This is a genomic window from Leucobacter sp. MMO-125, assembly GCF_037148395.1.
Lineage (GTDB): Bacteria > Actinomycetota > Actinomycetes > Actinomycetales > Microbacteriaceae > Leucobacter.
Genome location: NZ_JBBCTL010000001.1, coordinates 737,792 through 763,160 on the forward strand (window position 1 = coordinate 737,792; position 25,369 = coordinate 763,160).

Consider the following 25,369-nt stretch of genomic DNA (forward strand, 5'->3'; position numbering starts at 1 on the left):
GACCTCGATGGGGTGTTTGGCCGGAAGCGCGGGGCGGGTTGCGGCGCAGGGGGAAGGGCCGGGCGATCCGCTCAGTACCAGATGCTGAGGAAGGGTGCGCCCGCGATGTGCAGGGCCGCGTCGAGACTCGCGATCGCCGCGGCGTCACCGCGCAGCCGACCGGCTTCGGCAAGCGAGCGCGCCGAAACCCCGCCGAGGTAGAGCGACGACAGCTCGGCAACCCCCAGCTCGATGTCGGGCTCCGCCCCTGGCACCGCGGTAGCCCGGCCCGCACCGTCAGCTGCAGCCTCCACCCGCCACACGCCCTCGGTGAAGCCGAGGGAATCCGCCACACGCAGCACGATATCGATCGGCGCCGCGAAGCTACGGGCCGCGATCACTGCAGGCAGATCGAGAATGCGTAACCAGCCGTGATCCGCCGTCTTGAGCTTCGCGGCGCGCGCATCGGCGAGCAACCACGGTAGCGGCTCATCCACGGGCCGCAGCTGCGCGATCACCGTGCCAATGAGGTCGTGTTGCAGTGCGTACCGCCAGAGCGCGGCGCGCGCTTCGGGGGTCTCGCCGATGAGGTGGCGGACCTCCAACCGCGACCGCGCCCAATCTTCGTCGGACTCGATGATGCGGTACGCCATCGCCCCGCGCAGCTCTCCCCCGCCATCGATGTAGCGCACGCCCCGAATCGCAGCGGCGTGCGGCTCACCCGGTTTCGCCCCGGAAATCTGCTGCCAGAGCAGCGGCCACCCAGGGATCTCTCCCACCCGCGAGTTGCGCGTGCGCTCGTGCAGCTCGCCCAGCGCCACGGCCGTGGCGTCCCTGTCGAGAAACTGCACCGCCCCCTCGGGTTCGACCCCCACCCATCCCGCACGCCGCGTGTCGACCGACACTCGTGTGTGCCAGGTAGCCGGCCCGAACCCATAGCGACCGTAGATCGTCGCTTCAGACACGGTGAGACCGGCAAGCGGCACCCCCGCTGCGGCCGCGGCACGCAGTTCCCCCTCGAGCATGGCCCGCGCGATCCCGCGTCGACGGTGCGTGCCGGCCACGGTGACCTCGCTCACCGCCCACATGGGTAGCTCACCGCCGGGCACCGTCACGGGCGCGATCCATGATCCGACCGTTGCTACGGGAAGCTCGGCTTGCGGGCTTGTCGCATCGAACACGCCGACCAGGCGACGACCCGCTTGGCCGGGGCGGGCGGCAATCACAGTCTCCTCGCTCGGCTCCTCCTCAATGAAACCGCGCGCGATGGCGCGGGTGAGATTGTCGAGCGCGGGCTCGTCGGCGGGATCCACCCGCCGGTAGTCAAGGCCCTCGTTCCGAAGCTGCTCGAGGGAGACCTGATCCAGGTCGACTGTCTGCGCATCTGGCTGCATCATGGTTCCACCCTACGGGCTGGGTTTCAGGCCCGAATAGGGGTGATTCGGCAGCACTCAGGCGAGATCGAGCTGTTCAGCGGCCGGGCCGTCGACCCAGGTGATGTCCGGGTAGCGCTTGAACCAGCTCACCTGACGGCGGGCGTAGCGCCTCGTGAGCGCCTGCGTCTCGGCAATCGCCTCGTCACGGGTCGCGTCGCCGCGCAGTTCGGCGAGGGCCTGCGCGTAACCGATGGCTCGGCTCGCGGTCTTCCCCTGTTCGAGGCGGTTCGGGATCAGCCCGCGCACTTCGTCGAGCAGCCCGTCGGCCCACATGTGCTCGACCCGCCGATCGAGGCGTTCCACAAGCGTCGCCCGCTCGCAATGCACTCCGATGATGCGGGTTTCGGTGCACCACAGGGCCGGCTTCTCCGGTAGCGTCACCCGCGCATCGCCGCCGAGCATGGCGACTTCGAGCGCGCGCACCACGCGGCGGGGGTTGCGGGCGTCGACGGCCGCCGCGGCCTCGGGTGCCAGATCGCTGAGCCGAGCGAGCAGCGGATCGACGCCTCCCTCGGCGAGTTCGGCTTCGAGGCTCGCACGCAGGGTGTCGTCTCGCGGAGGGAACGCGAAATCGTAGATGACGCTCGACACGTAGAGCCCGGATCCTCCGACCAGGATCGCGTCGGCGCCGCGAGCGTGGATCTCCGTCACCGTCTCGCGCGCCACGGGCTGATACCAGGCGACGGCAGCCTCCTCTCTCGGGTCGAGCGCATCGAAGAGGTGGTGCGGGATGCCTCGGCGTTCGGCGAAGGGAAGTTTGGCCGTGCCGATGTCCATGCCCCGGTAGAGCTGCATCGCGTCGGCGTTCACGATCTCGGCGGATCGCCCTGCCGCGGCAAGGCGCTCGGCCAGATCGAGCGAGAGCGCTGACTTTCCGGTGCCGGTGGCGCCGACGACGGCCCAGAGTCGCGGCTGCCTAGTCATGGCTGCCGCCGCTGAGACGACGTCGGCCGCGGTGCCGCATACGGGCGAAGACATCGGCGATCGGCAGCTTCATCGTGTGTCGCGGGTGCGGAGCGTTGGCAGCCCAAGGCTGACGGCCCGGGGGGCACCGGCTGCCGCCGGTGCCGGCACACCGCAGCTTTCTGCCTGCCGGCGATCCCACGCGTCGCCTGCGCGGGTGCGGCGCACCGCGTAGGTGCCGGTGAGGTCGGCGATGAGGAAGTGCGGGGCGGCGGCCGTCACCTGCACGGTGACAGTGTCGCCCGGCCGGGGCTCCTCGGCGCCCTCGGGCACGGCGAAGTGCACGAGGCGGTTATCTTCTGCGCGGCCTGAGAGACGACGTGTGGCGGCGTCTTTCTTGCCTTCGCCCACTGAGACGAGCACTTCGACGGTGCGCCCGATCTGCGCGTGGTTCTCTTCCAGCGAGATGCGCTCTTGCAGTGCGAGCAGACGTTCGTAGCGCTCTTGCACGATCGCCTTCGGCAACTGCCCGTCCATGGTCGCCGCGGGTGTGCCTGGTCGGATCGAGTACTGGAAGGTAAAGGCGCTCGAGAACCGGGACTGTTCGACCACGCGCAAGGTGTCTTCGAAGTCGGCGTCGGTTTCGCCGGGGAAGCCGACGATGATGTCGGTGGTAATGGCAGCGTTGGGGATGCGCTCGCGCACCGCGTCGAGAATGCCGAGGAACTTCTTGGAGCGGTATGAGCGGCGCATCGCCTTGAGCACCGTGTCGGAGCCCGACTGCAGCGGCATGTGCAGCGACGGCATAACGTTGTGGGTTTCGGCCATCGCTGCGATGACGTCGTCGGTGAAGGCCGCGGGGTGCGGGCTGGTGAATCGCACGCGTTCCAGGCCTTCGATCTCACCCATTGCGCGCAGCAGCTTGCCGAACGCCTGCCTGTCGCCGAACTCGACGCCGTAGGTGTTGACGTTCTGGCCGAGCAGCGTCACCTCGATGGCACCGTCGTCGACGAGGGCTTGCACTTCGGCAAGAATGTCGCCCGGTCTGCGGTCCTTCTCTTTGCCGCGCAGGGCGGGCACGATGCAGAAGGTGCAGGTGTTGTTACAGCCGACGGAGATCGACACCCAGCCGCTCGACGCGGAATCGCGCTTCGTGGGCAGGGTTGAGGGGAAGGTCTCGAGCGATTCGAGGATCTCAACCTGCGCCTCGTGGTTGTGGCGGGCGCGTTCAAGGAGGGCGGGCAGGGAACCCATGTTGTGGGTGCCGAAGACGACATCGACCCAAGGTGCCTTCTCGACGATGGTGCCCTGGTCTTTCTGGGCGAGGCAGCCACCGACCGCGATCTGCATTCCCTCGCGCTCGCGCTTCACCCCGGCGAGGTAGCCGAGGTTGCCGTAGAGCTTGTTGGCGGCGTTCTCTCGCACCGCGCAGGTGTTGATGACGATCACGTCGGCGCCGTCGGCGTCTTCGGCTGCGACGTAGCCGGCGGCTTCGAGGGAGCCCGAGAGGCGTTCGGAGTCGTGCACGTTCATCTGGCAGCCGAGGGTGCGCACCGTGTAACTGCGGGGGCTTCCGTCGGGCCGGAGCGCGGCGGGCGACGGGGCGATCTCGGTCGGTTCGGCTGTGACGATGGTCATGCCGAAATTCTACCGTCGCGGATCATTGCGCCAATCCGCGCGCCCGTCACCGCGCCGCACGCGCGCCTCAGCGAAACCGCACCCCCGATCCCCCTGAAGAGGAACCGTCGAGCGCTTCACGGGCTGCTCGCATCGCGGGCTCGCCCGACCAGCCTCGTCTGGCGAGGAAGCCGAGCAGCCGCCGCTCCGCCGTCTGGCGGTCGAGCCCGCCGAGCTTGCGGGCGCGATCCCGCGCGGTTTCGCGCAGCAGGGCGAATTCTTCGTCGATATCGAGCTCACCGAGCGCCGCTTCAATGATTGCATCGGGCAGGCGCCGTTCGCGTAGTTTGACGCGAATCTGCCCACGGCTGGCGCGCTTGGTGTCGCGAAGCTTCTCGGTGACCGCCCTCGCGAGGCCGGCATCGTCAAGGTAATGGCTCTGCTCGAACTCGTCGATGACGGCCTCGACAGCGTGCGCGGGATGGTCGAGTCGCTGCAGTTCATCGCGCAGCTCGCCACTCGATCGGGCGCGGCGGGCGAGCAGCCGCACCCCGTCGTCATAGGCCGAGCTGCGCTCGCTTTCGGCGGCATCAGCAGGAACGATGGGATTGACTGGCTCAGCGGGATCAGCGACCTTCGTTGGATCGACGGCATCGACGGGCTGGGTGAGATCGTCACGCTCGCCGATAGGCGACCCCGCACGGAACGCGTCGATGCTCACAATGCGCCGAAAGCCCGAAGACGCATCCGTGACGGTCGATACCTCTGCATCGCCGTCGCCGTGAACTTCAGCCTCAGCTTCGCGTTCGGCCTCAGCCTCAGCCTCCCGTACAGATTCAGCCTCAACTCCGCGTTCAGGCTCAGTACCACCTGCAACAGCGATATCAGCGCCTTGTGTCGCGGCTGCACCCGCTTGACCCCAGCCCCGGCCACCGAGCAGCGACCGCAGCTCGATGACCTCGGCCAGATCTTGCCGGCTCTCCTCCCCGCCTGCGGGGCGTTCTTCGGGAGGAGGCAAGAATCGAACGGCCACGGGTTTAGGCGCTCGCGCGCTGCTCGGGCTCGACTGCCGGAGCAGCAGCCGGAGCAGCCGCCTCTTCGGCCTCTTCGCTACGCCCGTTCACGCCGAGCTTCGTGAGGATCTTCTCCTCGATCTCCGCCGCAATATCGGGGTTCTGGATGAGGAAGCGGCGGGCATTCTCCATGCCCTGACCCAGCTGGTCGCCGTCGTAGGTGAACCAGGCACCGCTCTTCTTGATGAAGCCGTGCTCGACGCCGTAGTCAATGAGGGAGCCCTCACGGGAGATACCGATGCCGTAGAGGATGTCGAACTCGGCCTGCTTGAAGGGTGGGGCCATCTTGTTCTTGACCACCTTGACGCGGGTGCGGTTGCCCACCGCATCGGCACCATCCTTCAGCGTCTGAATGCGGCGGATGTCGAGGCGCACCGAGGCATAGAACTTGAGCGCCTTGCCACCGGAGGTGGTTTCGGGGCTGCCGAAGAACACGCCGACCTTCTCGCGCAGCTGGTTGATGAAGATGGCGGTGGTCTTGGTGGCGTTCAGGCTGCCGGTGATCTTGCGCAGCGCCTGCGACATGAGACGGGCCTGCAGACCGACGTGGCTGTCACCCATCTCGCCGTCGATCTCGGCCTTCGGCACGAGGGCCGCAACGGAGTCGATGACGACAAGGTCGACCGAGCCTGAGCGAATGAGCATGTCTGCGATCTCGAGTGCCTGCTCACCCGTGTCGGGCTGAGCGACGAGCAGCGCGTCGATGTCGACGCCGAGCTTCTTGGCGTATTCCGGGTCGAGCGCGTGCTCGGCGTCGATGAAGGCGGCGATACCGCCGGCGCGCTGCGCATTGGCGATGGCGTGCAGCGTAAGCGTGGTCTTGCCCGAGGACTCGGGGCCGTAGATCTCGATGATGCGACCGCGCGGCAGACCGCCGATGCCGAGCGCGACATCGAGAGCGACCGAGCCAGTGGGAATCACCTCGACGGGCGCGCGCTCAACACTGCCCATGCGCATGATCGCACCCTTGCCGAAGTTCTTGTCGATCTGCGCGAGTGCCGCTTCAAGCGCCTTCTCGCGATCCTTGGGAGGCCCCGCGGGCGACTTCGATGCTGCTGCCATGATCTTGCTCCTTCGATGTGCGCGGCCACGCCGCTGGTCTGCTGCCTATCGACTGTCTCGACCCCGATCACGGAGTAGACAAGGCATCGATATTCGGTGTGCTTCACACCCTAGAACCGACCACTGACATTCTTGGATCGAGCGGCGAATCTGAGGATAAGTTGGGCAAACCGACTACCTGTGCACGAAGCTACCACGAATCGAACATATCTTCGAACGGGCGAATAGGCGTGTCGCCTTCACGGCCAACCACGGAGCGCTCGCGTCACTCGCGAGGATCGCGCAGACCCCGCCCATGCCGCCGTTCAAGCGGCACATCGAGGTCAGCGCACAGCGCCCCCCAGACATCGCGGGGCGGCACGCCGCGCTCAAGCGCATCTCCGGGCGTTCCCCCGAGCGCGGCGAGCCAGTGGTCCCGAATCAGCACTCCCGCATAGTCGGCACCGAATTCAGCGGCGCAGGCGCGACGAAACTCGCTCAGCTTCACGAAGCGCTACGACACCAGTTCGGGAGCGTATCCCGACATGAGTTCGGCAGGCACCGTATCAGGCACCCGCCCGGCGAGCGGCATCGCGAGCCCCTCAACAACAGCAAGGCGTTCGCTCACCTCGCCCATAATGACCGAGAGCGGCGTATCGAGCGCATCGGCGACCGCCGCGAGGATCTCGCTCGAGGCCTCCTTCTGCCCGCGCTCCACCTCACTGAGGTAACCGAGCGCAACACTCGCGTCGCCGGCAACCTGTCGGAGCGTGCGCCCCTTCTGCAGACGGAAGTCACGCAGCACGTCACCGATCTCTTGACGCATCAGCACCATGTGAACCCTCCTTTACTGCACGACCAGGGGTCATGCCTCCACAATACCCGCTCATCGACAAGCCACCGAGGCGGGGACGCCACTCCAGTCTGGAGGGAGTCACTGGGAATAACCCCGACATTACCGCGCCTATTCCTGAAACTTTGCTGAACTTGAGTCAGTCTGACTCAAGTTCACTGCTCGACGAACTACCCAGCTCCGCGAGCAGCAGCCCGAGGGCCGCAGACACCGAATCGCGGCGGATCTCGCCCCGATCACCCGAAAACGCAAATTCGACGGCGCGCGTGCGCTCCCCCACGCTAAGTCCGATCCACACGGTGCCAACGGCTTGCCCGGTCTGCGGATCCGGCTCCGGGCCAGCTACACCGGTCGTCGCGAGACCGATATCGGCGGGCAGCGACGCAGTTGCCGACTCACGGGGCACCGCGCAGAGCTGCCGCACACCGCTGGCCATTTGCCGTGCCACCTCGCCGTCAACGGGGCCGGTCTGCTGCAGCCGCTCCCCGTCTACCCCCAGAACCGACTGCTTCAGCGCAGTATCGTAGGCGACCACTCCGCCCGAGAAGACCTGCGATGAACCGGGCACTGATACGAACGCGTCGGCGAGTAAGCCCCCGGTCAACGACTCCGCAACGGCAATTCGCAGCCCCCTGGCGACAGCGATCTCCACGACCGCACGTGCGAGTTCACCACCGACTCGCGACGCAGACTCCCCCGCGGGTTTCACTGGCGGCCTCGACGCGCCTTCGCGAACGCAACAACGTAGTCGATGCCGCTGACGATGGTGAGCACCACTGCTACGGTCATGGTGAACACGTTCGCCCAGTAGGCGAACGGTGCTGCCGGGCCGAGCACGGCCGCAAGTGGTAGCAGCGCCAGCGTGATGGCAACGGACTGGGCGACGGTCTTGAGCTTGCCCATCCAGGCCGCAGCGACGACAACATCGTGGGCGATCATGAGACGGTGCACTGTGATGCCGATCTCGCGCACCAGCACCACGACGGTGATCCACCACGGCAGCTCACCCAGTATCGACAGCCCGACGAGGGCGGCACCGGTGAGGGCCTTGTCTGCGATCGGATCAAGCAGCTTGCCGAGGTCGGTGATCAGACCCCGGGAGCGCGCAATGTGGCCGTCCCAGGCGTCAGTGGCGATCGCGACAACGAAGAACACCGCCGAAGCCCAGCGCAACGGTCCATTCTCGCCGCCGTCGGCCAACAGCATCCAGAGGAAGAACGGGGTGGCGACAATGCGCGCGCCCGTGATGATGTTGGGCGCGTTCCAGTTGCTCGGCTTCGCCTGTGGTTGCTGTGCGGTCATCTCTTCCTCGTGTTCGCTCGCCGACGGCCGACCGCGGCTACTCACGACCTGTCAGCTGCCAGGCGTCTTCGTCGTCGTCGCCATCGACCTCTTCAAGCGTGGCCTGGTACTTCGCAACAGGGTCGTCGTAGCGCTCATCTCCGAAACCGCGGGTCTCGGTGAGAGGCTCGATCACATCGGTGGCTGAGTCGCTTGCGCCATCGGGCACCCCGGGCAATGGCGTGGTGGGAGGAGCCGACTGCGGTTCCATCAGGGCAGCGGGAGGCTCCGCAGCGACAGGCTGCTGGAACGGCGTCGGGGCGACCGAGCCACCCTTGATCTTCGCAAGCACCTCGGGCAACTGCTCGGGCGACACGAGCACGTCTCGCGCCTTCGAACCTTCCGAGGGGCCCACGATGTCGCGGGACTCCATGAGGTCCATCAGACGCCCCGCCTTCGCGAAACCGACACGTAGCTTGCGCTGCAACATCGAGGTGGATCCGAACTGCGAAGTGACCACCAGCTCGATGGCCGCGAGCAGCACTTCGAGGTCGTCTCCGATGTCTTCGTCGATCTCCTTCTTCTCGGCGACCTGCGCCACATCGGGGCGGTACTCCGGCTGGGCCTGCGCCTTGACGTGGGCCACAACCTTTGCAATCTCGGCCTCTCCTACCCACGCGCCCTGCACGCGCATCGGGGTGGATTCGCCGTTGAGCAGTAGCAGGCCGTCACCCTGACCAATCAGGCGCTCGGCGCCGACCTCGTCAAGGATGACGCGGGAGTCGGTGCCGGAGGCCACCGCGAAGGCGTAGCGGCTGGGCACATTCGACTTGATCACACCGGTGACGACGTTTACGGAGGGGCGCTGCGTGGCGAGCACCAAATGGATGCCGGCGGCACGGGCGAGCTGCGTGATGCGCTGAATGGAGTCTTCGACGTCTCGCGGGGCGACGAGCATGAGGTCTGCGAGCTCGTCGACCACCACGAGCAGGTAGGGGTAGGGCTTGAGCACCCGCTGGCTGCCAGCGGGCAGCACGATCGAGCCGGAGCGGACGGCCTCGTTGAAGTCGTCGATGTGGCGGAAGCCGAAGCTCGCCAGATCGTCGTAGCGCATGTCCATCTCTTTCACGACCCACTGCAGCGCCTCAGCCGCTTTCTTCGGGTTCGTGATGATGGGGGTGATGAGGTGCGGCACGCCCTGGTAGACGGTGAGCTCGACGCGCTTGGGATCGACGAGCACCATGCGCACCTCGGCGGGGGTGGCCCGCATGAGGATGCTGGTGATCATCGAGTTGATGAAGCTCGACTTACCGGAGCCGGTGGCACCGGCCACCAGCAGGTGCGGCATCTTCGCCAAGTTGGCGACAACGAAGCCGCCCTTCACGTCTTTGCCGACGCCGATCGTCATGGGGTGCGGGCTGCGCTGCGCACGGTTCGAACGCAGCACGTCACCGAGGGCGACGTTCTCGCGATCCTTGTTGGGGATCTCGATGCCGATCGCGCTCTTGCCCGGGATGGGCGAGAGAATGCGCACCTCGTTCGAGGCCACCGCATACGAGAGGTTCTTCGACAGCGCCGTGACCTTTTCGACCTTGACGCCAGGCCCCAGCTCAACCTCGTACTGGGTGACCGTCGGCCCTCGCGAGAATCCGCTCACGCGCGCATCGACCTTGAACTCCTCGAAGACGCGCGCGATAGCCGCCATGATCTGGTCGTTCGCATCGGTGTGCGTCTTCGGGGCATCGCCAGCGGCCAGCGTGCCCTGGTCGGGCAGCAGGTACTCGGCGCGCTGGCTCGGATCGTGCGGGGGTGCTACAGCGAAGGGGACTGACTCGGCAACCGCCGCAGGAGACGGCGCCGGCTCTGGATCAGCGGGTGCATCCGAGAAGTCGTCCCACGAGTCGTCGCCGAGCCCGGAAGCGCGCGTTGCGCCGACCGCCTCCACGGCAGCCTCGGCCTGCTCGAGTTCGTCGAAGAGCCCCGCCGGGAACGGATCGGCGGCTTCGGGTGCGAGCGCCGATTCGAAGGCGCCGTCGTGCTGCTCTTCTGCGGTGCTCGGATCGAGCGCCGAATCGAGTGCTGATTTGTCGTCGGCGTAGGCCGGATCTTCTTCACGGCCCGAGGAGTTGCGGCGCCACCACGGCAGCGATCCGTCGCCGGTTTCTGTCTCGTCTTCGAGATCGAAGAGGGCCTGCTGCGACTGTGACCCCTCGCGTCGCTTTGCCTTCGCCTGACGGCCCTCGTCCTGCGCTGTGTCGCCGCCATCGGTCACACCGAACAAGAATTCGTAGGCCTCCCGCAGACGCCGCACAATGCGGCCGGGCGGGGTCTTCGTGACGATGAGCACCGAGAACAACAGCATCAGCGACAGCACCGGTGTGGCTACCCACACCGTCAGCGCGAGCAGGGGCGCGCCGACCATCCATCCGAGCAAACCGCCGGCCTCCGCCAGCGCGGGCATGCCCTCGCTGGGGACGGGGCGACCGCCATAGATGTGCGAGAGACCAGCCACGCTCATGATGGCGATGAACAGGCCAATCGCGATGCGCCGATTGTCGTTGACGCTGGACGGGTGATTGAACAGCCACAGCGCGAACCCGACCATAATGATGGGCAAACCGAAGGCCACCCGCCCGAACAGGCCGCCGAACGACCACGCATCGAACTGCACGGCCACCGGCTGCCCGATCATGAACCATTCGACGATGGCACCCACCACCGCGAGCAGCATGAGCAGCAGCGGGATACCATCGCGCCGATCTTCTGGGGCGAGCGGCTCAAGCCTGAACGCGCGCGCGGCACCGCCGATGGCGTGGGCGAGCGCGTTCCAGGAGCGCACGAAGGCGTTTTCGCGCGGCTCCGGCTCGGCGAGCACCCGCGTCTTCGCGGTGGCACGGGATGACGCGGCGCGGGATCCCCGTGCCGTGCTCTTGCCCGATTTTTCGCGCGACGAAGTTTTGCTGGCCATGCTACGAGGGTACGTTCGACTGCCGACATTCGCGAGGTGACGCTCCGAGTGCGGCCGTTTCGGACGGCGCGGCCACGGCCTGCCGGTAGACTCGTGCATCATGAGTGCACCCGTGCTTCGCGCCCGATACGCGACAGCCCAGGAAACAGCCGACTGGGACTCGCTCCTTGCAGAGAACCCGGACGGAGGCGATTTCCTCTCCTCCTCGACCCTCGCCGAGACCAAGCAGCTCGTGGCCTGGCACAACCGCCGCGTGGTGTTCGAACGCGACGGGGTGCGATACAGCATCGCGCTCATCCTCGAACGACGCATTCCCCTCCTCGGGCGGCTCTGGTACATCCCCCGCGGCCCGGCGGGCGCCGACATGGCCGAGGTTGCCGAGCACATGACCGCGCTGCGCGACTTCGCAAGTGCCCACGAGCGCAATGTCTTCGCCATCACCTTTGAACCCCCGGTGACCGTCGCCGACCCGGCACAGACCGAAGGCGCCCCGCCCGCAGAGCTGCAGCGCATCGGCGCGATCCGCCGCCCCGCAATTCAGGGCAGCGCGAGCACCGCCATCGTGCGGCTCGACCGCGACGACGACGCACTGCTCGCAAGCTTCGACAAGAAGTGCCGCAACATGGTGCGTCGCGCTCAGCGCGACGGCGTCACCGTGCGCACCCTCCCCGCCGAACCTGGAACCTTCGAGCAGATGCACCGGCTGATGCGACTCGTCGGCGGCGGCAACGCGAAGCTCGCCCTGCGCCCCCGCGAATACACCGAATCGCTGTGGCGAGGCTTCGCCGAACGCGGCCAGGGCCGGTTCTACGCCATCGACGTCGACGGCACCCCCGCGGTGATGAGCTACATGATCGTCATCGGCAAGCGCGCCTTCTACAAAGATGGGGGCTCCGAGCGAGACCGCGTCTCCCCCGGCATGTCGAACCTCATCATCTGGCAGATGATGCTCGACGCCCGCGACGCGGGTGCCACCGAGATCGATCTCGTCGGCATCGCCCCAGCGTGGGCGACGAGCACCGACGATCACCCGTCGTACGGGCTCGGGCTCTTCAAGCTCTCGTTCGCACGCGAACGCACCGACTACGTCGGTGCCTTCGATCTGGTGCTGCGCCCCGCGGCGTATCGCATGTGGCAGCGGATCGGCGAGCGTGTCGTCGCAAAACTGCATCGACGCCGCTACCGCGACATCGGCCTGTACTGAGGCGCGGGCGCTCGATTCGGATCCGCCCCCAAGAAAGCGTTGACTCAGCCTCGCCCGAGCCTGCGCCGCAGCACCGAAACAACCTCGCCGACCTCCGAGGAGCGCATCGCCACAAGAGCGACGATGTAGACCGCCGCGACCACTGCGCCGACGGCAATGGCGAACACGAAGGCCTGCACCACGCTGTAGCCGGGCACCGCACTGCGCAGCAACCAGGTGACCGCCAGCCCGGCGGCTCCGGCGGGCACCGCCGCGATGCCGAACCGCAGCAGGCTACCCAACACCCGGCGCCCGTCGATCCGGCCGATCTTGCGCCGCAGCAGCATCGTCGCGAGTGCCGCTTGCACGATGGTGGCGACTGAGTACGCCACCGTCACCGCGGCACCTCGCACATCGAGCGGCACGAACAGGCACAGCAGCGTCAGCATCACGAACACCACCTGCTGCACCACCGTGAAGATGAAGGGCGTGCGGGTGTCGGAGAGCGCGTAGAAGGATCGCTGCACCACGAACAAGAAGCTGAACGGAGCCAAGCAGAGCACGTAGCACTGCAGCACGAAGGCGAACTGATCTACCTGTACCGGCCCGCCCCGTTCGATCAGCGGGCTCAGGAACGACGCGGCCGCGAAAATCGCCGCCGCCGCGAGCATCATGACCAGCGACACCTGCCGCACCGACGCCGAGAAGTCACCGCGGAAGTCATTCATACGGCCGTCACGGCCCGCCTCGGAGAAGCGCGTGAAATACGCCGTGGCGAGCGACACTGCAAGCACCGAATGCGGCAGCATGAGCACCAGCCAGGCATTGCCGAGCGCTGAGGTCGACGGCCCGGCACCGGATGCCGTGCCCACCACGTTCGAGGTCACCCAGCCACCGATCTGAATGACGACGATCATGGCGAGACTCCAACTCGCGATCTTCGCAGTCGCGCCGAGTCCCATGCCCTTCCAGACGAAGTCGGGGCGGTAGCGGATGCCCGCGCGGCGCCACGAAGCGAACAGGATCAGCGCCTGCGCCACCACACCGAGCGTCGCACTGCCTGCGAGCAGCGCAATACCTGGCAGCGTCCAGTCGGCAGCGGTGCGGTCCCCCATCGGGTCGGCACCGTACCACGCCATGAACGCGATGATGCCGGCGATGCTGATGATGTTGTTGAGCACCGGCGCCCAGGTGTAGGGGCCGAACACGCTGCGCGCGTTCAGCACCTCACCCATCACCGTGTAAATGCCGTAGAAAAGGATCTGCGGGAGGCACCAGTACGCGAAGGCCGCCGACAACGCCAGCTGATCTGCACTCCAGGACATCTGGAACAGGAACACCAAAAGCGGCGCGGCAGCCATCGCGAGCACCGTGATCGCGGTCAACGCGACGATCACGAAGGTGAGCACCTTGTTGATGTAACCGGCACCCCCATCGGGGTTGCGCGCCGCCTTCACGATCTGCGGCACCAGCACCGCGTTGAGCATGCCGCCCAACAGGATCGTGTAGACCGTGTTCGGCAGCATATTGCCGTTCGCGAACGCATCGGCCGAGACCGAAGCGGTCTGGCCGATCGCCGCCGCCAGCACCACGACCTTCGCGAGGCCGAGGATGCGGGACAGGATCGTGCCCGCGGCCATCACCGCGCTCGCGCGCATGATCCCCACAGCGCTACTCCTTCGCCGCAGAACCGTCGCCAGTCGCACCGTCACCAGTCGCGCCGCGACTGCGGAGCTTCGCCCGCAGCTCGTGCAGGGCGTCGAGGCTGCGGCGCACCGCGTAACGGCCGGGCTTCACCGGGATCTCCCACGCACCAGAGAACTGCACAGCGTGGCCGCCGAAGGTGCGCTTGAAGACGGTGAAGCCTGTCCACTCGTCGGGCACATCGTCGCGAGCGGAGATGCCGTAGAAGTCGAAGGTGCGCAGCCCGCGAGCCTTCGCATCGAGCATCAGGAAGACGATGAACGGCGCGGAGATCTGCATGCTGTTGTTCGAGAGATCGCGGCCCACATACAGGTAGTAGCGGGTGTCTTCGTCGTCGATCACATAGCCGACGACCTTCGTCTCGCCCTCGTGCTTCGCGACGAACACGCGCGCGATGCCTTCCTCGACGAGACCGCGGAAGTGCTCGAAGTAGCTGCCGTCACGCACCTCGAAGGAGCGCGTCTCGCCTGTCAGACGCAGCAGTTCGACACCGAGATCGTAGTCTGCGGGGTCATCGCACTCGGCGAAGGTGTAGCCCCGTTTCGCGGCACCACGATGCTGCTTGCGGCGGGTCGCATTCATCCCGCGCACGATCTCGTCTTCGTCCTGGGTGAGGTCGACGACGTGGGTGCGGCTCGGCTGGAAGCCGGTGAGCATGCGCTTGCCGCGCGCAGCTGCCTGCTCCGGGGTGATCGGCAGCGACGGCTCGATCACCAGGCGGTAGCAGCCGAGACGCTTCGCCTGGGCCCGCGCGTCTGCGATCGCGGCGTCAAGCGTGCGCTCATCGGCAACCACCGGGCCATAGGGCAGGTAGAGGTACGGCCCTAGCGCATCGCGCACGATGCGGCCGAAATAGTGCCACCCTTCCCCACGGCCTGAAACAACCTCTTCGCCCAGCGCGCGCTGAAACTCCCACCAGCGCTCCGTCTGAAAGAAGTTCGCCATACCGTTACACCACCACCACGACGGGCACGATCATTGCCTTGCGGCGCAGCTTCGTGCCGACCCAGCGGCCGACGGTGCGGCGGGTGATCTGCTGCAGCTGGTGGTGATCGGTCACGCCATCCTTCATCGCCGCTTCGAGCGCGTCTGCGATCTGCGGCTTGATCTTCTCGAAGACGTGCGCCTCCTCGGCAACACCCTTCGCGTGGATGTCGGGGCCGGAGACGATGTGCGCCGTGGTGGGCTCGACGACGGTGATCACCGAGATGAAGCCCTCCTCGGCGAGCGTGCGGCGGTCGCGCAGATCGTCGTCCGTGACCCGGCCGACGCTCTTGCCGTCGACGTAGATGAACTCGGTGTCGAGCTGACCCACGGCGCGGGCAACCCCGTCGGCGAGGTCGACGACGGTGCCGTTCTCGGCGATGACGGTGCGGTTCTGCGGCACGCCGGTCTCGATCGCGAGGGCGGCGTTGGCGACGAGCATGCGGTATTCGCCGTGAATCGGCATCACGTTCTTCGGGCGCACGATGTTGTAGCAGTAGAGCAGTTCACCTGCGGCGGCGTGACCCGAAACGTGCACCTTCGCATTGCCCTTGTGCACGACATTGGCGCCGAGCTTGATGAGGCCGTCGATCACGCGGTACACGGAGGTTTCGTTGCCCGGGATCAGGCTCGACGCCATGATCACGGTGTCGCCCTCGCCCACCTCGACCTGGTGCTCGCGGTTCACCATGCGGCTGAGCACAGCCATCGGCTCACCCTGCGAACCGGTGGACATGTAGACGATGCGGTGATCGGGGATGTCGCCGCTCTTCTTGAGATCTACGAGCACGCCGTCAGGCACGTTGAGGTAGCCGAGATCGGAGGCGATCTTCATGTTGCGCACCATCGAACGGCCGAGCAACACGACCCGGCGGCCGTTGGCCTGGGCTGCGTCGAGCACCTGCTGCACGCGGTGCACGTGGCTTGAGAAGCTGGCGACGACCACCTTGCCGGGAGTCTTCGCGATGACCTGCTCGATGACGGGCCCGATGTTCTTTTCGAGCGGAGTGAAGCCGGGCACATCGGCGTTCGTCGAGTCGGTCATGAAGAGGTCGACGCCCTCTTCGCCGAGCTTCGCGAACGCACGCAGATCGGTGATGCGGCCGTCGAGCGGCAGCTGATCCATTTTGAAGTCACCGGTGCCGATGACCAGGCCGGCCTCGGTGCGGATCGCAACGGCAAGCGCGTCGGGGATCGAGTGGTTGACCGCGATGAACTCGAGGTCGAAGGGGCCGTACTGCACGCGGTCGCCCTCGGCCACCACACGGGTCTTGGGACGGATGCGGTGCTCTTTGAGTTTCGCCTCGACGAAGGCGAGCGTGAGGCGCGAGCCCACGAGAGGGATGTCTTCGCGCATCTTCAGCAGGTAGGGCACGCCACCGATGTGGTCTTCGTGGCCGTGCGTGAGCACGACGGCGACGATGTCGTTCAGACGGTGCTCGATCTTGGTGATGTCGGGGAGGATCAGGTCGACACCGGGGTGCTGCACCTCGGGGAAGAGCACACCGCAGTCAACGATCAGCAGCTTGCCGCCGATTTCGTAGACGGTCATATTGCGACCGACCTCGCCAAGACCGCCGAGCGGGGTGATGCGAAGGGTGCCCTTTTCGAGCTTGGGCGGTGCGTAAGGGGGGTTTGTCATGTGTTCCTTGGCTGTTCCCGGAGCCTGTCGAGGGGATTCAGCTATCGGGTTCCCCCTGCGACAGGCTCAGGGGGCCGCTTCGTTAGCGGGTGGTGCCTGCGATCTTGGGCAGGGCACCGCCGGCGGCCGCATTGCGGTCCGGCCTGAAGTTCGAGAGATCGACGCCGGGCACGTCGGTCACGAGGGCGAGTTCGTCCTCGATGAGGGCTGCTTCCCACTCTTCCGGCCCCACGAGGGGCAGGCGCACGCGCGGGCTGCCGATACGGCCGAGGCCGTGCAGGATGTACTTCGCCGCGACAGTGCCGGGCACGTGGGTCATCACGGCGCGCACCAGAGGCTCGAGACGCTGGTGCGCATCGCGGGCGGTGTGCAGATCGCCGGCGTTGACGGCATCGACGATGGCGCGGTAGGGAGCGGCGGCAATGTTGGCGGTGACGCCGATGAGGCCGGTGGCCCCGATGGAGAGGTGCGGCAGCACATTGGCGTCGTCGCCAGAGAAGTAGAGCAGGTCGGTCTGGTTGAGCACACGGCTCACCTCGCTGAAATCACCCTTGGCGTCTTTCACGGCGAGGATGTTGGGGTGCTTCGCGAGACGCAGAATCGTCTCGTACTTGATGGGCACGCCCGTGCGGCCGGGGATGTCGTACAGGATCACCGGTAGCTCGGTCGCGTCTGCGACCATGCGGAAGTGGGTGAGCAGGCCCGCCTGGGTAGGCTTGTTGTAGTAGGGGGTGACGATCATCACACCGTCGGCGCCGGCCTTCTCGCTGGCCTTGTAAAGCTCGATCGCGTGCGCGGTCTCGTTGGATCCGCCGCCCGTGATGATCTTGGCGCGGCCCGCCGACACCGACTTTGCGACCTCGACGAGCTTGATCTTCTCGGGGTCGGTCAGCGTTGAGGTCTCGCCGGTGGTGCCGGTGACGACGATGCCGTCTGCACCGCTCTGAATGCAGTCGTCAATGTGCTTCTCGACCGCAGGCCAATCGACCTCGCCGTCAGCCTGGAAGGGCGTGACGAGCGCGACGAGCACCTGACCGAAGGGGTTTTCCTGGATTGCCACCGTACTAGGCTACCGGACTCCGCCGACACGGGCCCGTGCACACCCACCGCCCTGGCCGAAACGGACCGAACGCGGGTCGCGCTCGCCGGTGCGCCTACCGGATGCATCTCATTCGCAGAGCGATTTCTCCTACGACCTCAGCGAGCGCCTACGATAGATGCACTCCCTCGGGAGCTCAGTTCGAATCCCCTACTGCTTCGAGTTCGCGGAACTCGAAGAGCCAAGATCTGGAACCCGTGAATGCCGGAAATCGATACCAATCTCGACTCGATAGACCCGGACGCCCCAGTTCCCGTCTTCAGTGCCGAAAGTTGCCCTCGCATCACTGATCCTGCGACGGGCGAACCACTCGTCGTTCCGTCATTTGCGACCCTGGATCAGGCCAGAGAACGCGCACAGCGTGAGAAGAACGGGGACCTGCATCGGCTGCGCTTTTTCCTCGATCACGGTCACGAGTGGCCGCTCTGGGACACACGCTGCGGATACACAGCCGAGCCGAGCTGCTATGGCCTGAGCCTGGGTCTCGTCGAGAAGATCGCAGCTTGGAGCGACACCTGGCGGAACGCCGCGAACGAACTACTCCGAGGGCCCGACATCAATGTCCCGCTCGTGCTCGATGCCTCGTGGTACCAGACCGGGTGGGCACTCGCCCGATCGACGGCGCAGGAGATCTGGCACATGGGCGACGTCTTCCCGGAGTTCCTCAACGGTCTGCGACCTGCCTCCTGCCGGGCACGCTCTGGGTACGTTCGCACCGGATTCTCTCAGCAGCATCGCCGACCAGAATGACATATCTGGCCTCCCTGAACTAGCCAACAAGCGGCTAACCCAAGCACGCCACGCTCTTCATCTTGATCGGGCCTAATTGTGTCCGATACCCCCGAGTACACCCTGTGCTTAAGCGCGTTTAGAAGCAGATCGAACTGAAAGCACTCAATGCGTCGAGCGGAGATCGGAACGGCTTGGGTTGCTCGAACACCAGTCATGAACTGCACCGCCAGGCCTGAACCACACGAGCAGAGGAATAGCCGCCTCGAAGCCGGCCATCAATGCGGCCAGGAGAAGCGCGCCGTCCGCGCCTTTCGAACACTCGATTACTAGGAAAAACCTAGTTAACACGTTAACTTTTGATTGTTTACCTACTTAAATGAAATAGTAAAAAAGAGGTTGCAATGAAGCAATTTGTCTCATATTTCACTAGAAGCATTTCACTCATGGCCCTTTGCCTCTTCATGGCATATGGACTTTCCGCCCTGGACTCTTCCGCGGCGCACGCCCTCTCAGACGATCAGACCAGCCCCACACCCGAGCACACTCAAGACATCCGCCTTGTCGTTCTCGCTGAGGATGGCACGCAAACTCCAGTTGAGACTCCGCCTCTGGGAGGACTTGCACCGCAAGAAGACGCTCTTGCTCCATATCTCATCGACTTCAATCAGTGGAGCCAGTGCTACTCATTTAACAATTCTGGCTTCGTCCTCAAACAATATGGGTGGATCAACGCTCCCGGATCAGCCACAATGGTCACGCTCAAGTGCGGCACGGAGGGCTATGGCTACAAGCACATTACACAGAACCACAGGTCCCACTGGGAGACGGTTCTAGCGAACGCGGAGGCTACTGGCTGGAAGAAGACAACTTACATGATCAATACGTGGGACGACCTAATGTTCATGGCACTTGTCAATGCAGTGAGCGGCCCCGCAGGGACCAGCAATAACCCAGCGAGCAATAAGGCCTGTGCCAACGTTCAATTTGGACTCGTGGATAGCTCTACGGGCGCTGTCAAATACAGCTTCAGAGCCGAAGGTGTAATTTCGATGAATAACCTGACCACAATCACGGCCTTTCCCTCAAGTAGAACGTGGTGTAACAATGTGTGACGCAGCATAAACACCTCAGTCTGAGACCTAGCGAACGCGCAAGATGAGCTTTACGGAAGCGCCCCGATGTTCTGTCGGGGCGCTTCTATGCACCCCACAACCTTGCGCCATTCAGAACTCCATTGAACACAAGTTCAGCTGGCTGACCGCAGGCGGAACTGCATAGTCCGAGATCAAGCGGAAAGGCGTTGGGTTCGCCAAGACGTAGGGACTCCGCCGACACGGGCCCGTGCATCGATGTCAGCGGCGCAGCCAGCGCTCGAAACGGTAGCCGAGACCGGTCGTCGATACGAGCGGTGTGCCTGGGTCTGCGAGCCGCCAGTCGGGCCCGATTTCGGGCGCGAAAGTGTCGGCGTCGGGCACGTCGAGTTCGATTCGCGTCACCACGAGTTCGTCGGCGAACGGCATGGCCGCACGGTACAACTGCCCGCCACCCATGATCCATGCGGCCCTGGTCGGCCAGGTGCCCGGATCCTGGCACGTTGTGCCGGGATCATCGGCGATCCGGCTGAGGTGCGCCTCGTACTCGTCGCGCACACGACCTCGGGTGCGCTCGATCGCTGCTTCGAGCGACGCCACTGCGGTCGCCCCGGGCGTTTCGAGGTCTCCCGCGCGCGTCACCACAACGTTTTCGCGGCCCGGAAGCGGTCTGAAGCGTTCGGGCAACGACTCCCACGTGCGGCGGCCCATGATGACGGGCGCGCCCCAGGTGGTGTGCTTGAAGTGGGCGAGATCTTCGGGCAGATGCCAGGGCATCGTGCCGTCTCGACCGATGGCGCCGCCCCGGGCCTCGGCCCAGATCATACCGACGCCCGCACCGATGCTGTCGCTGAGGTCGGCTCGCAGGCGGTCAGCGTACGTCACGCCTCACACCGCCACAGGCGCTTTGATGCCGGGGTGATGCTCGTAACCGACGATCTCGAAGTCGTCGAGGGTGTAGTCGAGTATCGAATCGGCCTTGCGGATCTCGATGCGGGGGTAGGGGAAGGGCTCGCGGGCGAGCTGCCGTTCGACCTGCTCGAGGTGATTGTCGTAGATGTGGCAGTCGCCGCCCGTCCACACGAATTCGCCGGGTTCAAGCCCGGTCTGCTGCGCGACCATGAGGGTGAGCAGCGCGTAGCTTGCGATATTGAAGGGCACGCCGAGGAACATGTCGGCGGATCGCTGGTAGAGCTGACAGGAGAGCTTGCCGTCGGCCACGTAGAACTGGAAGAAGGCGTGGCAGGGTGCGAGCGCCATCTGGTCGAGCTCGGCGACGTTCCAGGCTGACACAATGATGCGACGCGAATCGGGGTCGGATCGCAGCTGCTCGACGACCCGCGCAATCTGGTCAATGTGTTCGCCGTTCGGGGTGGGCCAGGAGCGCCACTGCACGCCGTAGACGGGACCGAGATCGCCGTGCTCGTCAGCCCACTCATCCCAGATCGTAACGCCGTGCTCACGGAGGAAGCCGATGTTGCCCTCGCCGCGCAAGAACCACAGCAGTTCGACGGCCACCGATTTGAAGTGCACACGCTTCGTGGTGATCAGCGGGAACGACTCTGCAAGATCGAAGCGAATCTGACGGCCGAAGAGGCTGCGAGTGCCAGTTCCGGTGCGGTCGCTCTTGGGGGTGCCATGCTCGTAGACCTCGCGCAGCAGGTCTTCGTACGGGGTCGGGATCGCGTTCGCAGTCACGCTGACGAGTCTAGCGCGGCAACCTTGCGGCGCTGCTTGTCGGCGAGCATGCTGAGGTCGGCGCGAGAAATGAACTCTTTCGGCGTCTCACCCGGCTGCCACTGGGCGATCCCGTACGACCAGGTTGGGGTGAACACCTCGTTCCTGAGCCGCTCGGCTGATTCCCTCGCCTGTCGGGCATCGCAGTCGATCAGCAGCAGCGCAAACTCGTCGCCGCCGAAGCGCGCGAACACGTCTTCGGTACGGATGCGTTCATCGATGTCTCGGGCGAAACTGCGCAGCATCTGATCACCGACAACATGCCCACGGCCGTCGTTGATGGCTTTGAAATTGTCAATATCGAGATAGACGAGCGCCAGCGGACGCTCGTTGCGTTCGGCCACAGCCACAGCTTTCGAGAGCAGGTACTCGAAACCTCGTCGGTTCCACACGTTGCAGAGCGAATCGGTGATCGCTTCGCGCTCAAGCCGCCGCTTAAACCGGTGCACGAGCTCACCGAGGGTAGCGCCGCTCACAACCAATACGAGCAGGACTGCCGCCGGGTCCAGCCCATACTTTACGATGACGGCCCCGCAGAAGAGCGCCAGCCAACTGTAGCCCAGCAACCGGGCGAACCAGATCGGCAAGAACCAGACGAGGAAGATGAAGTAGGGAAAGAACAGGAAGCCCAGCGACAGCACACGCAGTTCATGGGATGAAAACAGCACGTTCGGAACGGCAGTCAAGAGCGGCAGACTCATGACGACACCTGCCGCGATTCTTGAGAAGCGATCTCCGATGATGAGGATACCGAGAGCCGCACTGAAAGAGAGCACAGCGATCACCAGCAGGTCGTAGCGCGGACCGGCCGTGAGACGGAATATCGTCGCGTTCAGCAGCGGGAACAGTCCGCCGGCGAAGTAGAAGGAGGCGGCAGCGAGCGAGCGATCGTTCTGCTTCCTCATCCGCAACACGTTCCTCCCCCTGCCCTCCGTTGTGAATCCTACCGACTCGCAGCCTGCAAATCCGAAGGGTATCGCAGAACGGAGCATGTCCGTGATCCTGTACAGATTGCGGACATGCTCCGTTCCGGTGCGTTGCGGCAGGGCGGCAGCTACGAACCGAGCCCGTCATCGAAGACCTGCAGCGCCGAGGTGTCGTTGCTGGCGTCGGCCTTCGCGAGCACGCGGCCCTTGAAGAAGTCGGGAGCCACGCGCGCCTGCAGCAGCATGAGCACCACGCCGATGCCGAGCACAGCCACACCGATGATGCCGACGAGGCCGATTCCGCCGATGTTGCTGCCCGATCCGAAGCTCGGGTTCATGCTGTCGATCGTGGTCTGCACGAACACGATCAGCAGCAGCACGCCGCCGATGCCGGGCAGCACGATCTTCGAGATGACCGAACCGAGACCCTCCTTGAGCGCCGCCTTGCGGAAGTACCAGGGGCTCGCGAGGGCGGTGATGCCGTAGTAGAAGCACACCATCATGCCGAGCGCCGTGATGGTGTCCCACAGCACGTCTTCGCTGATGAAGCGCATGACGGCGTAGAAGGCCGATGCAACGATCGACGACCACATGAGCGCCACGTAGGGCGACTTGTATTTGGGGTGGATGCGCTTGATCGAAGCGGGCAGCGCGCGGTAGTGCGACATCGCCAGCAGCGTGCGGGCCGGCGAGATCGCGGTCGAGTTGATCGAGGCCATGGCGCTGACGAGGATCGCGAGCGAGAGCAGGATCGCGGCGGGTCCCATCACCGGGTGCGCGAGCGCGGCGAACACGTTCTCGGCGATGTCGGGGTTGCCGAGGCCGGTGGGGCCGTCGCCGATGCCTGCGTAGGCGACGGTGGCGGCGGCGGTGCCGACGTAGAGCACGACGAGGATGAGCACGAGGATCGTGGCAGCCTTGCTCTCAGTCGAGAGGCGTCCCTTAGAGGGCTTCGTCTCCTCGCCCATGGTGAGCACGGTGTCCCATCCCCAGTAGACGAAGATCGACACGGCAATACCGGCTGCGAAGGCGCTGAAGCTGTCGACCTCGAGCGGGTTGAACCACGAGAGTTCTGGCATGCGGCCCTCGGTGTTGGCGGAGTCGCCCGCACCGATGAACATCGCGATGATGAACCAGACGAGCACGATCATCTGGAAGGCGACGGTGACGTACTGGAAGATCTTGGTGGAGGTCATGCCGCGGTAGGAGATGAACGTGGCGATTGCCATGAAGCCGAGACAGACAGCGATGTTGATGAGGCGGTTGCTCGCGAGGTCGGCGATCGAGGGATCATCGGCGACGATACTGATCGACTGGAAGAGGAACTCGACGGCGATACCGGCGAGGTTTGAGAGCACGAGCACGGTGGCGGCGATCAGGCCCCAGCCCGCCATCCAGCCCACCCAGGGGCCGAAGGCGCGGGCTGCCCAGGTGAAGGAGGTTCCCGAGTCGGGCATCGCCGAGTTGAGGGCGCGGTAGCCGAGTGCGACGAGCAGCATCGGGATGAACCCCATGAGGAAGATAGCCGGGGTCTGATAGCCGACCTCGCTCGCAGCCGGGCCGACCGCCGAGGTCAGCGTGTAGGCCGGGGCGCAGGTGGAGAGTCCGATAACGAGGGCACCGAGCACCCCCACCGTTCCCGAGGGGAGCCCCTTCTTGCTGATTCCCGTCACCGAATCCAGCGTTCGCGTCGCTGGTTCGGCGGCCGTCAGGTCGTACTTGGCCATAGTGTTCTTCACCGTTGCTTTCCCACGCACCGTAGCGTGTTCGCGCATTCGGCGGCAGGATGATCGCGGGGTCATCCGGGCCCCGTCCTGCTGCCGTCCGCGGACGATTGTAGGCCGGAAGTTCGGAATTCCCTAACCCTGCACGGATCACCTACGAATTTCGTCGCGTTCCAGGGAGATTGCTTGTCGGATCGCCCCTCTTGCGCGTCGTCGATCACCGCAGGCGTCGTACACGATGCCCAGCCGCATCCACGCCCGCCACGAGGCCGGATTCGCCTCAGCCTCGTCGCGGTAACGCGGGAACGCCGCGTCGGCATCCTCGCGCACAGGGCGCCCTGATGGGTGCGTGGCGACGGGCTCCTCGGGAAGGACACCCTCAGCGGCGAGCCTGTCGGCGAGCCTCGTCGCGCTGCGCCCGAACTGCAGCTCGCGCACGAGCGCCCACACGCCAATCAGCGGCAGGATCAGCATCGCCGCACCCATCACCACCGGGATCGGCTCCTGAGAAGCGAGCAGGGCTACCGCGCGAACACCCGCGAACACGAAGTAGAGCACCAACAGCACGCTCATCACCGCGACGCCCAGCACAGACCGCGCCCGAGGGCTCATGCGTTGGCTCCGAGCACGCCGATGCCGAGCACGCTGTCAAGACCGACCGTGAGCCCACGAGCTTCGCCGACGGCTTCGAGCGCTGCGCGGATCCCCGCGCGATACGCCTCGTTCGAGTGGGTGTCATGGGTGACGGTGAGCACCTCGCCAGGCCCGCCGAACCGCACCTCCTGTTTCGCGACCACACCGGCAAGCCGCAAACTGTGCACCGGGATTCCCGCGACAAGCTGCCCACGCGCCGGCTGCTCGGCGAACGGCGCCTCGAAGGGGCGGCCCTCGCGAGCCTCAGCCATCAGCTCAGCAGTGCGCACCGCCGTACCCGACGGCGAATCGACCTTCGCGGGGTGGTGCGCCTCAACAACCTCGACAGCGTCAAAATAGGGTGCCGCGATACGCGCGAGCGCCGTGCCGATCACCGAGCCCAGTGAGAAATTCGGCACCACGATCACGCCAGCATCGGGCAGGCCGGCAAGGCGCTTGCCCAGCTCGGCGAGGCGATCCGCCGACCAACCGCTCGTGCCGACGATGACGCGCTGCCCCCGCGCCAGCGCACGCTCCACAATGGCAGGCGAGGCATCGGGGTGGCTGACATCGATGAGGATCTCGGCCTCAGCACCCGCCTCAGGCTCAGACGCACTGGTCAGCCGAGCGACAAGCTCGAAAGCGGGGTGCTCCTCCACCACTCGGCAGACGAGGGACCCCAGACGGCCGGTGGCACCCGCCACCGCAACGCTCGCAGACATGCCTCCTAGGGTACCGAAGTTCGACTGGGGTACCCTCGAAG

The 25,369-nt window shown here is 65.5% G+C and carries 23 protein-coding genes; 3 read left to right on the forward strand and 20 right to left on the reverse strand.

What is annotated here, in order from left to right; translation table 11 throughout:
• Positions 1–71: 71 nt before the first annotated feature.
• From WFI54_RS03350 to WFI54_RS03395, 10 genes are all read right to left on the reverse strand, one after another.
• Positions 72–1,376: a GNAT family N-acetyltransferase gene (locus WFI54_RS03350; protein WP_336651371.1), complete on the reverse strand. Its 1,305-nt coding sequence runs from the start codon at positions 1,374–1,376 to the stop codon at positions 72–74.
• A gap of 54 nt (positions 1,377–1,430) precedes the next feature.
• Positions 1,431–2,339 (reverse strand): tRNA (adenosine(37)-N6)-dimethylallyltransferase MiaA, encoded by a 909-nt coding sequence (miaA, locus tag WFI54_RS03355; RefSeq protein WP_336651372.1) that lies wholly within the window; start codon positions 2,337–2,339, stop codon positions 1,431–1,433.
• Positions 2,340–2,408: 69 nt separating this feature from the next.
• A complete protein-coding gene (gene miaB, locus WFI54_RS03360; RefSeq protein ID WP_336651373.1) occupies positions 2,409–3,956 on the reverse strand; it encodes a tRNA (N6-isopentenyl adenosine(37)-C2)-methylthiotransferase MiaB in 1,548 nt (515 codons plus the stop codon).
• 67 nt (positions 3,957–4,023) lie between these two features.
• The gene (locus WFI54_RS03365; protein WP_336651374.1) at positions 4,024–4,968 is read right to left on the reverse strand and encodes a regulatory protein RecX; all 945 of its coding nucleotides are present in this window, start codon (positions 4,966–4,968) and stop codon (positions 4,024–4,026) included.
• Positions 4,969–4,972: 4 nt separating this feature from the next.
• Positions 4,973–6,070 carry a recombinase RecA gene (recA, locus tag WFI54_RS03370; RefSeq protein ID WP_336651375.1) on the reverse strand — a complete coding sequence of 366 codons (1,098 nt, stop codon included), beginning with the start codon at positions 6,068–6,070 and terminating at the stop codon, positions 4,973–4,975.
• A gap of 265 nt (positions 6,071–6,335) precedes the next feature.
• Positions 6,336–6,557, reverse strand: coding sequence for a DUF3046 domain-containing protein (locus WFI54_RS03375; RefSeq protein WP_336651376.1), 222 nt, complete (start codon positions 6,555–6,557; stop codon positions 6,336–6,338).
• Between the two features lie 6 nt (positions 6,558–6,563).
• Positions 6,564–6,884 (reverse strand): helix-turn-helix domain-containing protein, encoded by a 321-nt coding sequence (locus WFI54_RS03380; protein WP_024356255.1) that lies wholly within the window; start codon positions 6,882–6,884, stop codon positions 6,564–6,566.
• Positions 6,885–7,041: 157 nt separating this feature from the next.
• The gene (locus WFI54_RS03385; RefSeq protein WP_336651377.1) at positions 7,042–7,611 is read right to left on the reverse strand and encodes a CinA family protein; all 570 of its coding nucleotides are present in this window, start codon (positions 7,609–7,611) and stop codon (positions 7,042–7,044) included.
• On the reverse strand, positions 7,608–8,204 hold the full coding sequence (pgsA, locus tag WFI54_RS03390; protein WP_336651378.1) for a CDP-diacylglycerol--glycerol-3-phosphate 3-phosphatidyltransferase: 597 nt from the start codon (positions 8,202–8,204) through the stop codon (positions 7,608–7,610). The genes WFI54_RS03385 and pgsA overlap by 4 nt, the downstream gene beginning before the upstream one ends.
• A 37-nt stretch (positions 8,205–8,241) precedes the next feature.
• Entirely contained in the window at positions 8,242–11,151 is a 2,910-nt protein-coding gene (locus WFI54_RS03395; protein ID WP_336651379.1) for an FtsK/SpoIIIE family DNA translocase, read from the reverse strand.
• 100 nt (positions 11,152–11,251) lie between these two features.
• Between WFI54_RS03395 and WFI54_RS03400 the strand changes: the two genes are divergently transcribed.
• Positions 11,252–12,355 (forward strand): lipid II:glycine glycyltransferase FemX, encoded by a 1,104-nt coding sequence (locus tag WFI54_RS03400; protein WP_336651380.1) that lies wholly within the window; start codon positions 11,252–11,254, stop codon positions 12,353–12,355.
• Between the two features lie 44 nt (positions 12,356–12,399).
• On the opposite strand, the gene murJ is transcribed toward WFI54_RS03400, so the two are convergent.
• The 4 genes from murJ to dapA form a co-directional block, all read right to left on the reverse strand.
• Positions 12,400–13,992, reverse strand: coding sequence for a murein biosynthesis integral membrane protein MurJ (gene murJ, locus WFI54_RS03405; RefSeq protein ID WP_336651651.1), 1,593 nt, complete (start codon positions 13,990–13,992; stop codon positions 12,400–12,402).
• A gap of 13 nt (positions 13,993–14,005) precedes the next feature.
• Positions 14,006–14,983 (reverse strand): lipid II:glycine glycyltransferase FemX, encoded by a 978-nt coding sequence (locus tag WFI54_RS03410; protein ID WP_336651381.1) that lies wholly within the window; start codon positions 14,981–14,983, stop codon positions 14,006–14,008.
• Between the two features lie 4 nt (positions 14,984–14,987).
• The gene (locus WFI54_RS03415; protein ID WP_336651382.1) at positions 14,988–16,664 is read right to left on the reverse strand and encodes a ribonuclease J; all 1,677 of its coding nucleotides are present in this window, start codon (positions 16,662–16,664) and stop codon (positions 14,988–14,990) included.
• An 82-nt stretch (positions 16,665–16,746) separates the two neighbouring features.
• Positions 16,747–17,724: a 4-hydroxy-tetrahydrodipicolinate synthase gene (gene dapA, locus WFI54_RS03420; protein WP_336651383.1), complete on the reverse strand. Its 978-nt coding sequence runs from the start codon at positions 17,722–17,724 to the stop codon at positions 16,747–16,749.
• A 240-nt stretch (positions 17,725–17,964) separates the two neighbouring features.
• Here dapA and WFI54_RS03425 point away from each other — a divergent pair, with 240 nt between their 5' ends.
• The gene (locus WFI54_RS03425; RefSeq protein ID WP_336651384.1) at positions 17,965–18,513 is read left to right on the forward strand and encodes a hypothetical protein; all 549 of its coding nucleotides are present in this window, start codon (positions 17,965–17,967) and stop codon (positions 18,511–18,513) included.
• A 383-nt stretch (positions 18,514–18,896) separates the two neighbouring features.
• Positions 18,897–19,607 (forward strand): hypothetical protein, encoded by a 711-nt coding sequence (locus WFI54_RS03430; RefSeq protein ID WP_336651385.1) that lies wholly within the window; start codon positions 18,897–18,899, stop codon positions 19,605–19,607.
• Positions 19,608–19,847: 240 nt separating this feature from the next.
• Here the strand turns inward: WFI54_RS03430 and WFI54_RS03435 are convergent, their stop codons facing one another.
• From WFI54_RS03435 to dapB, 6 genes are all read right to left on the reverse strand, one after another.
• Positions 19,848–20,471 (reverse strand): dihydrofolate reductase, encoded by a 624-nt coding sequence (locus WFI54_RS03435; protein ID WP_336651386.1) that lies wholly within the window; start codon positions 20,469–20,471, stop codon positions 19,848–19,850.
• Between the two features lie 3 nt (positions 20,472–20,474).
• Positions 20,475–21,284, reverse strand: a complete 810-nt coding sequence (locus WFI54_RS03440) for a thymidylate synthase (protein WP_336651387.1) — start codon at positions 21,282–21,284, stop codon at positions 20,475–20,477.
• On the reverse strand, positions 21,281–22,228 hold the full coding sequence (locus WFI54_RS03445) for a GGDEF domain-containing protein (protein WP_336651388.1): 948 nt from the start codon (positions 22,226–22,228) through the stop codon (positions 21,281–21,283). The genes WFI54_RS03440 and WFI54_RS03445 overlap by 4 nt, the downstream gene beginning before the upstream one ends.
• Positions 22,229–22,377: 149 nt before the next feature.
• A complete protein-coding gene (locus WFI54_RS03450; protein ID WP_336651389.1) occupies positions 22,378–23,976 on the reverse strand; it encodes an APC family permease in 1,599 nt (532 codons plus the stop codon).
• Between the two features lie 147 nt (positions 23,977–24,123).
• Positions 24,124–24,585, reverse strand: coding sequence for a hypothetical protein (locus WFI54_RS03455; RefSeq protein WP_336651390.1), 462 nt, complete (start codon positions 24,583–24,585; stop codon positions 24,124–24,126).
• Entirely contained in the window at positions 24,582–25,328 is a 747-nt protein-coding gene (gene dapB / locus WFI54_RS03460) for a 4-hydroxy-tetrahydrodipicolinate reductase (protein WP_336651391.1), read from the reverse strand. The genes WFI54_RS03455 and dapB overlap by 4 nt, the downstream gene beginning before the upstream one ends.
• Positions 25,329–25,369 lie beyond the last annotated feature (41 nt).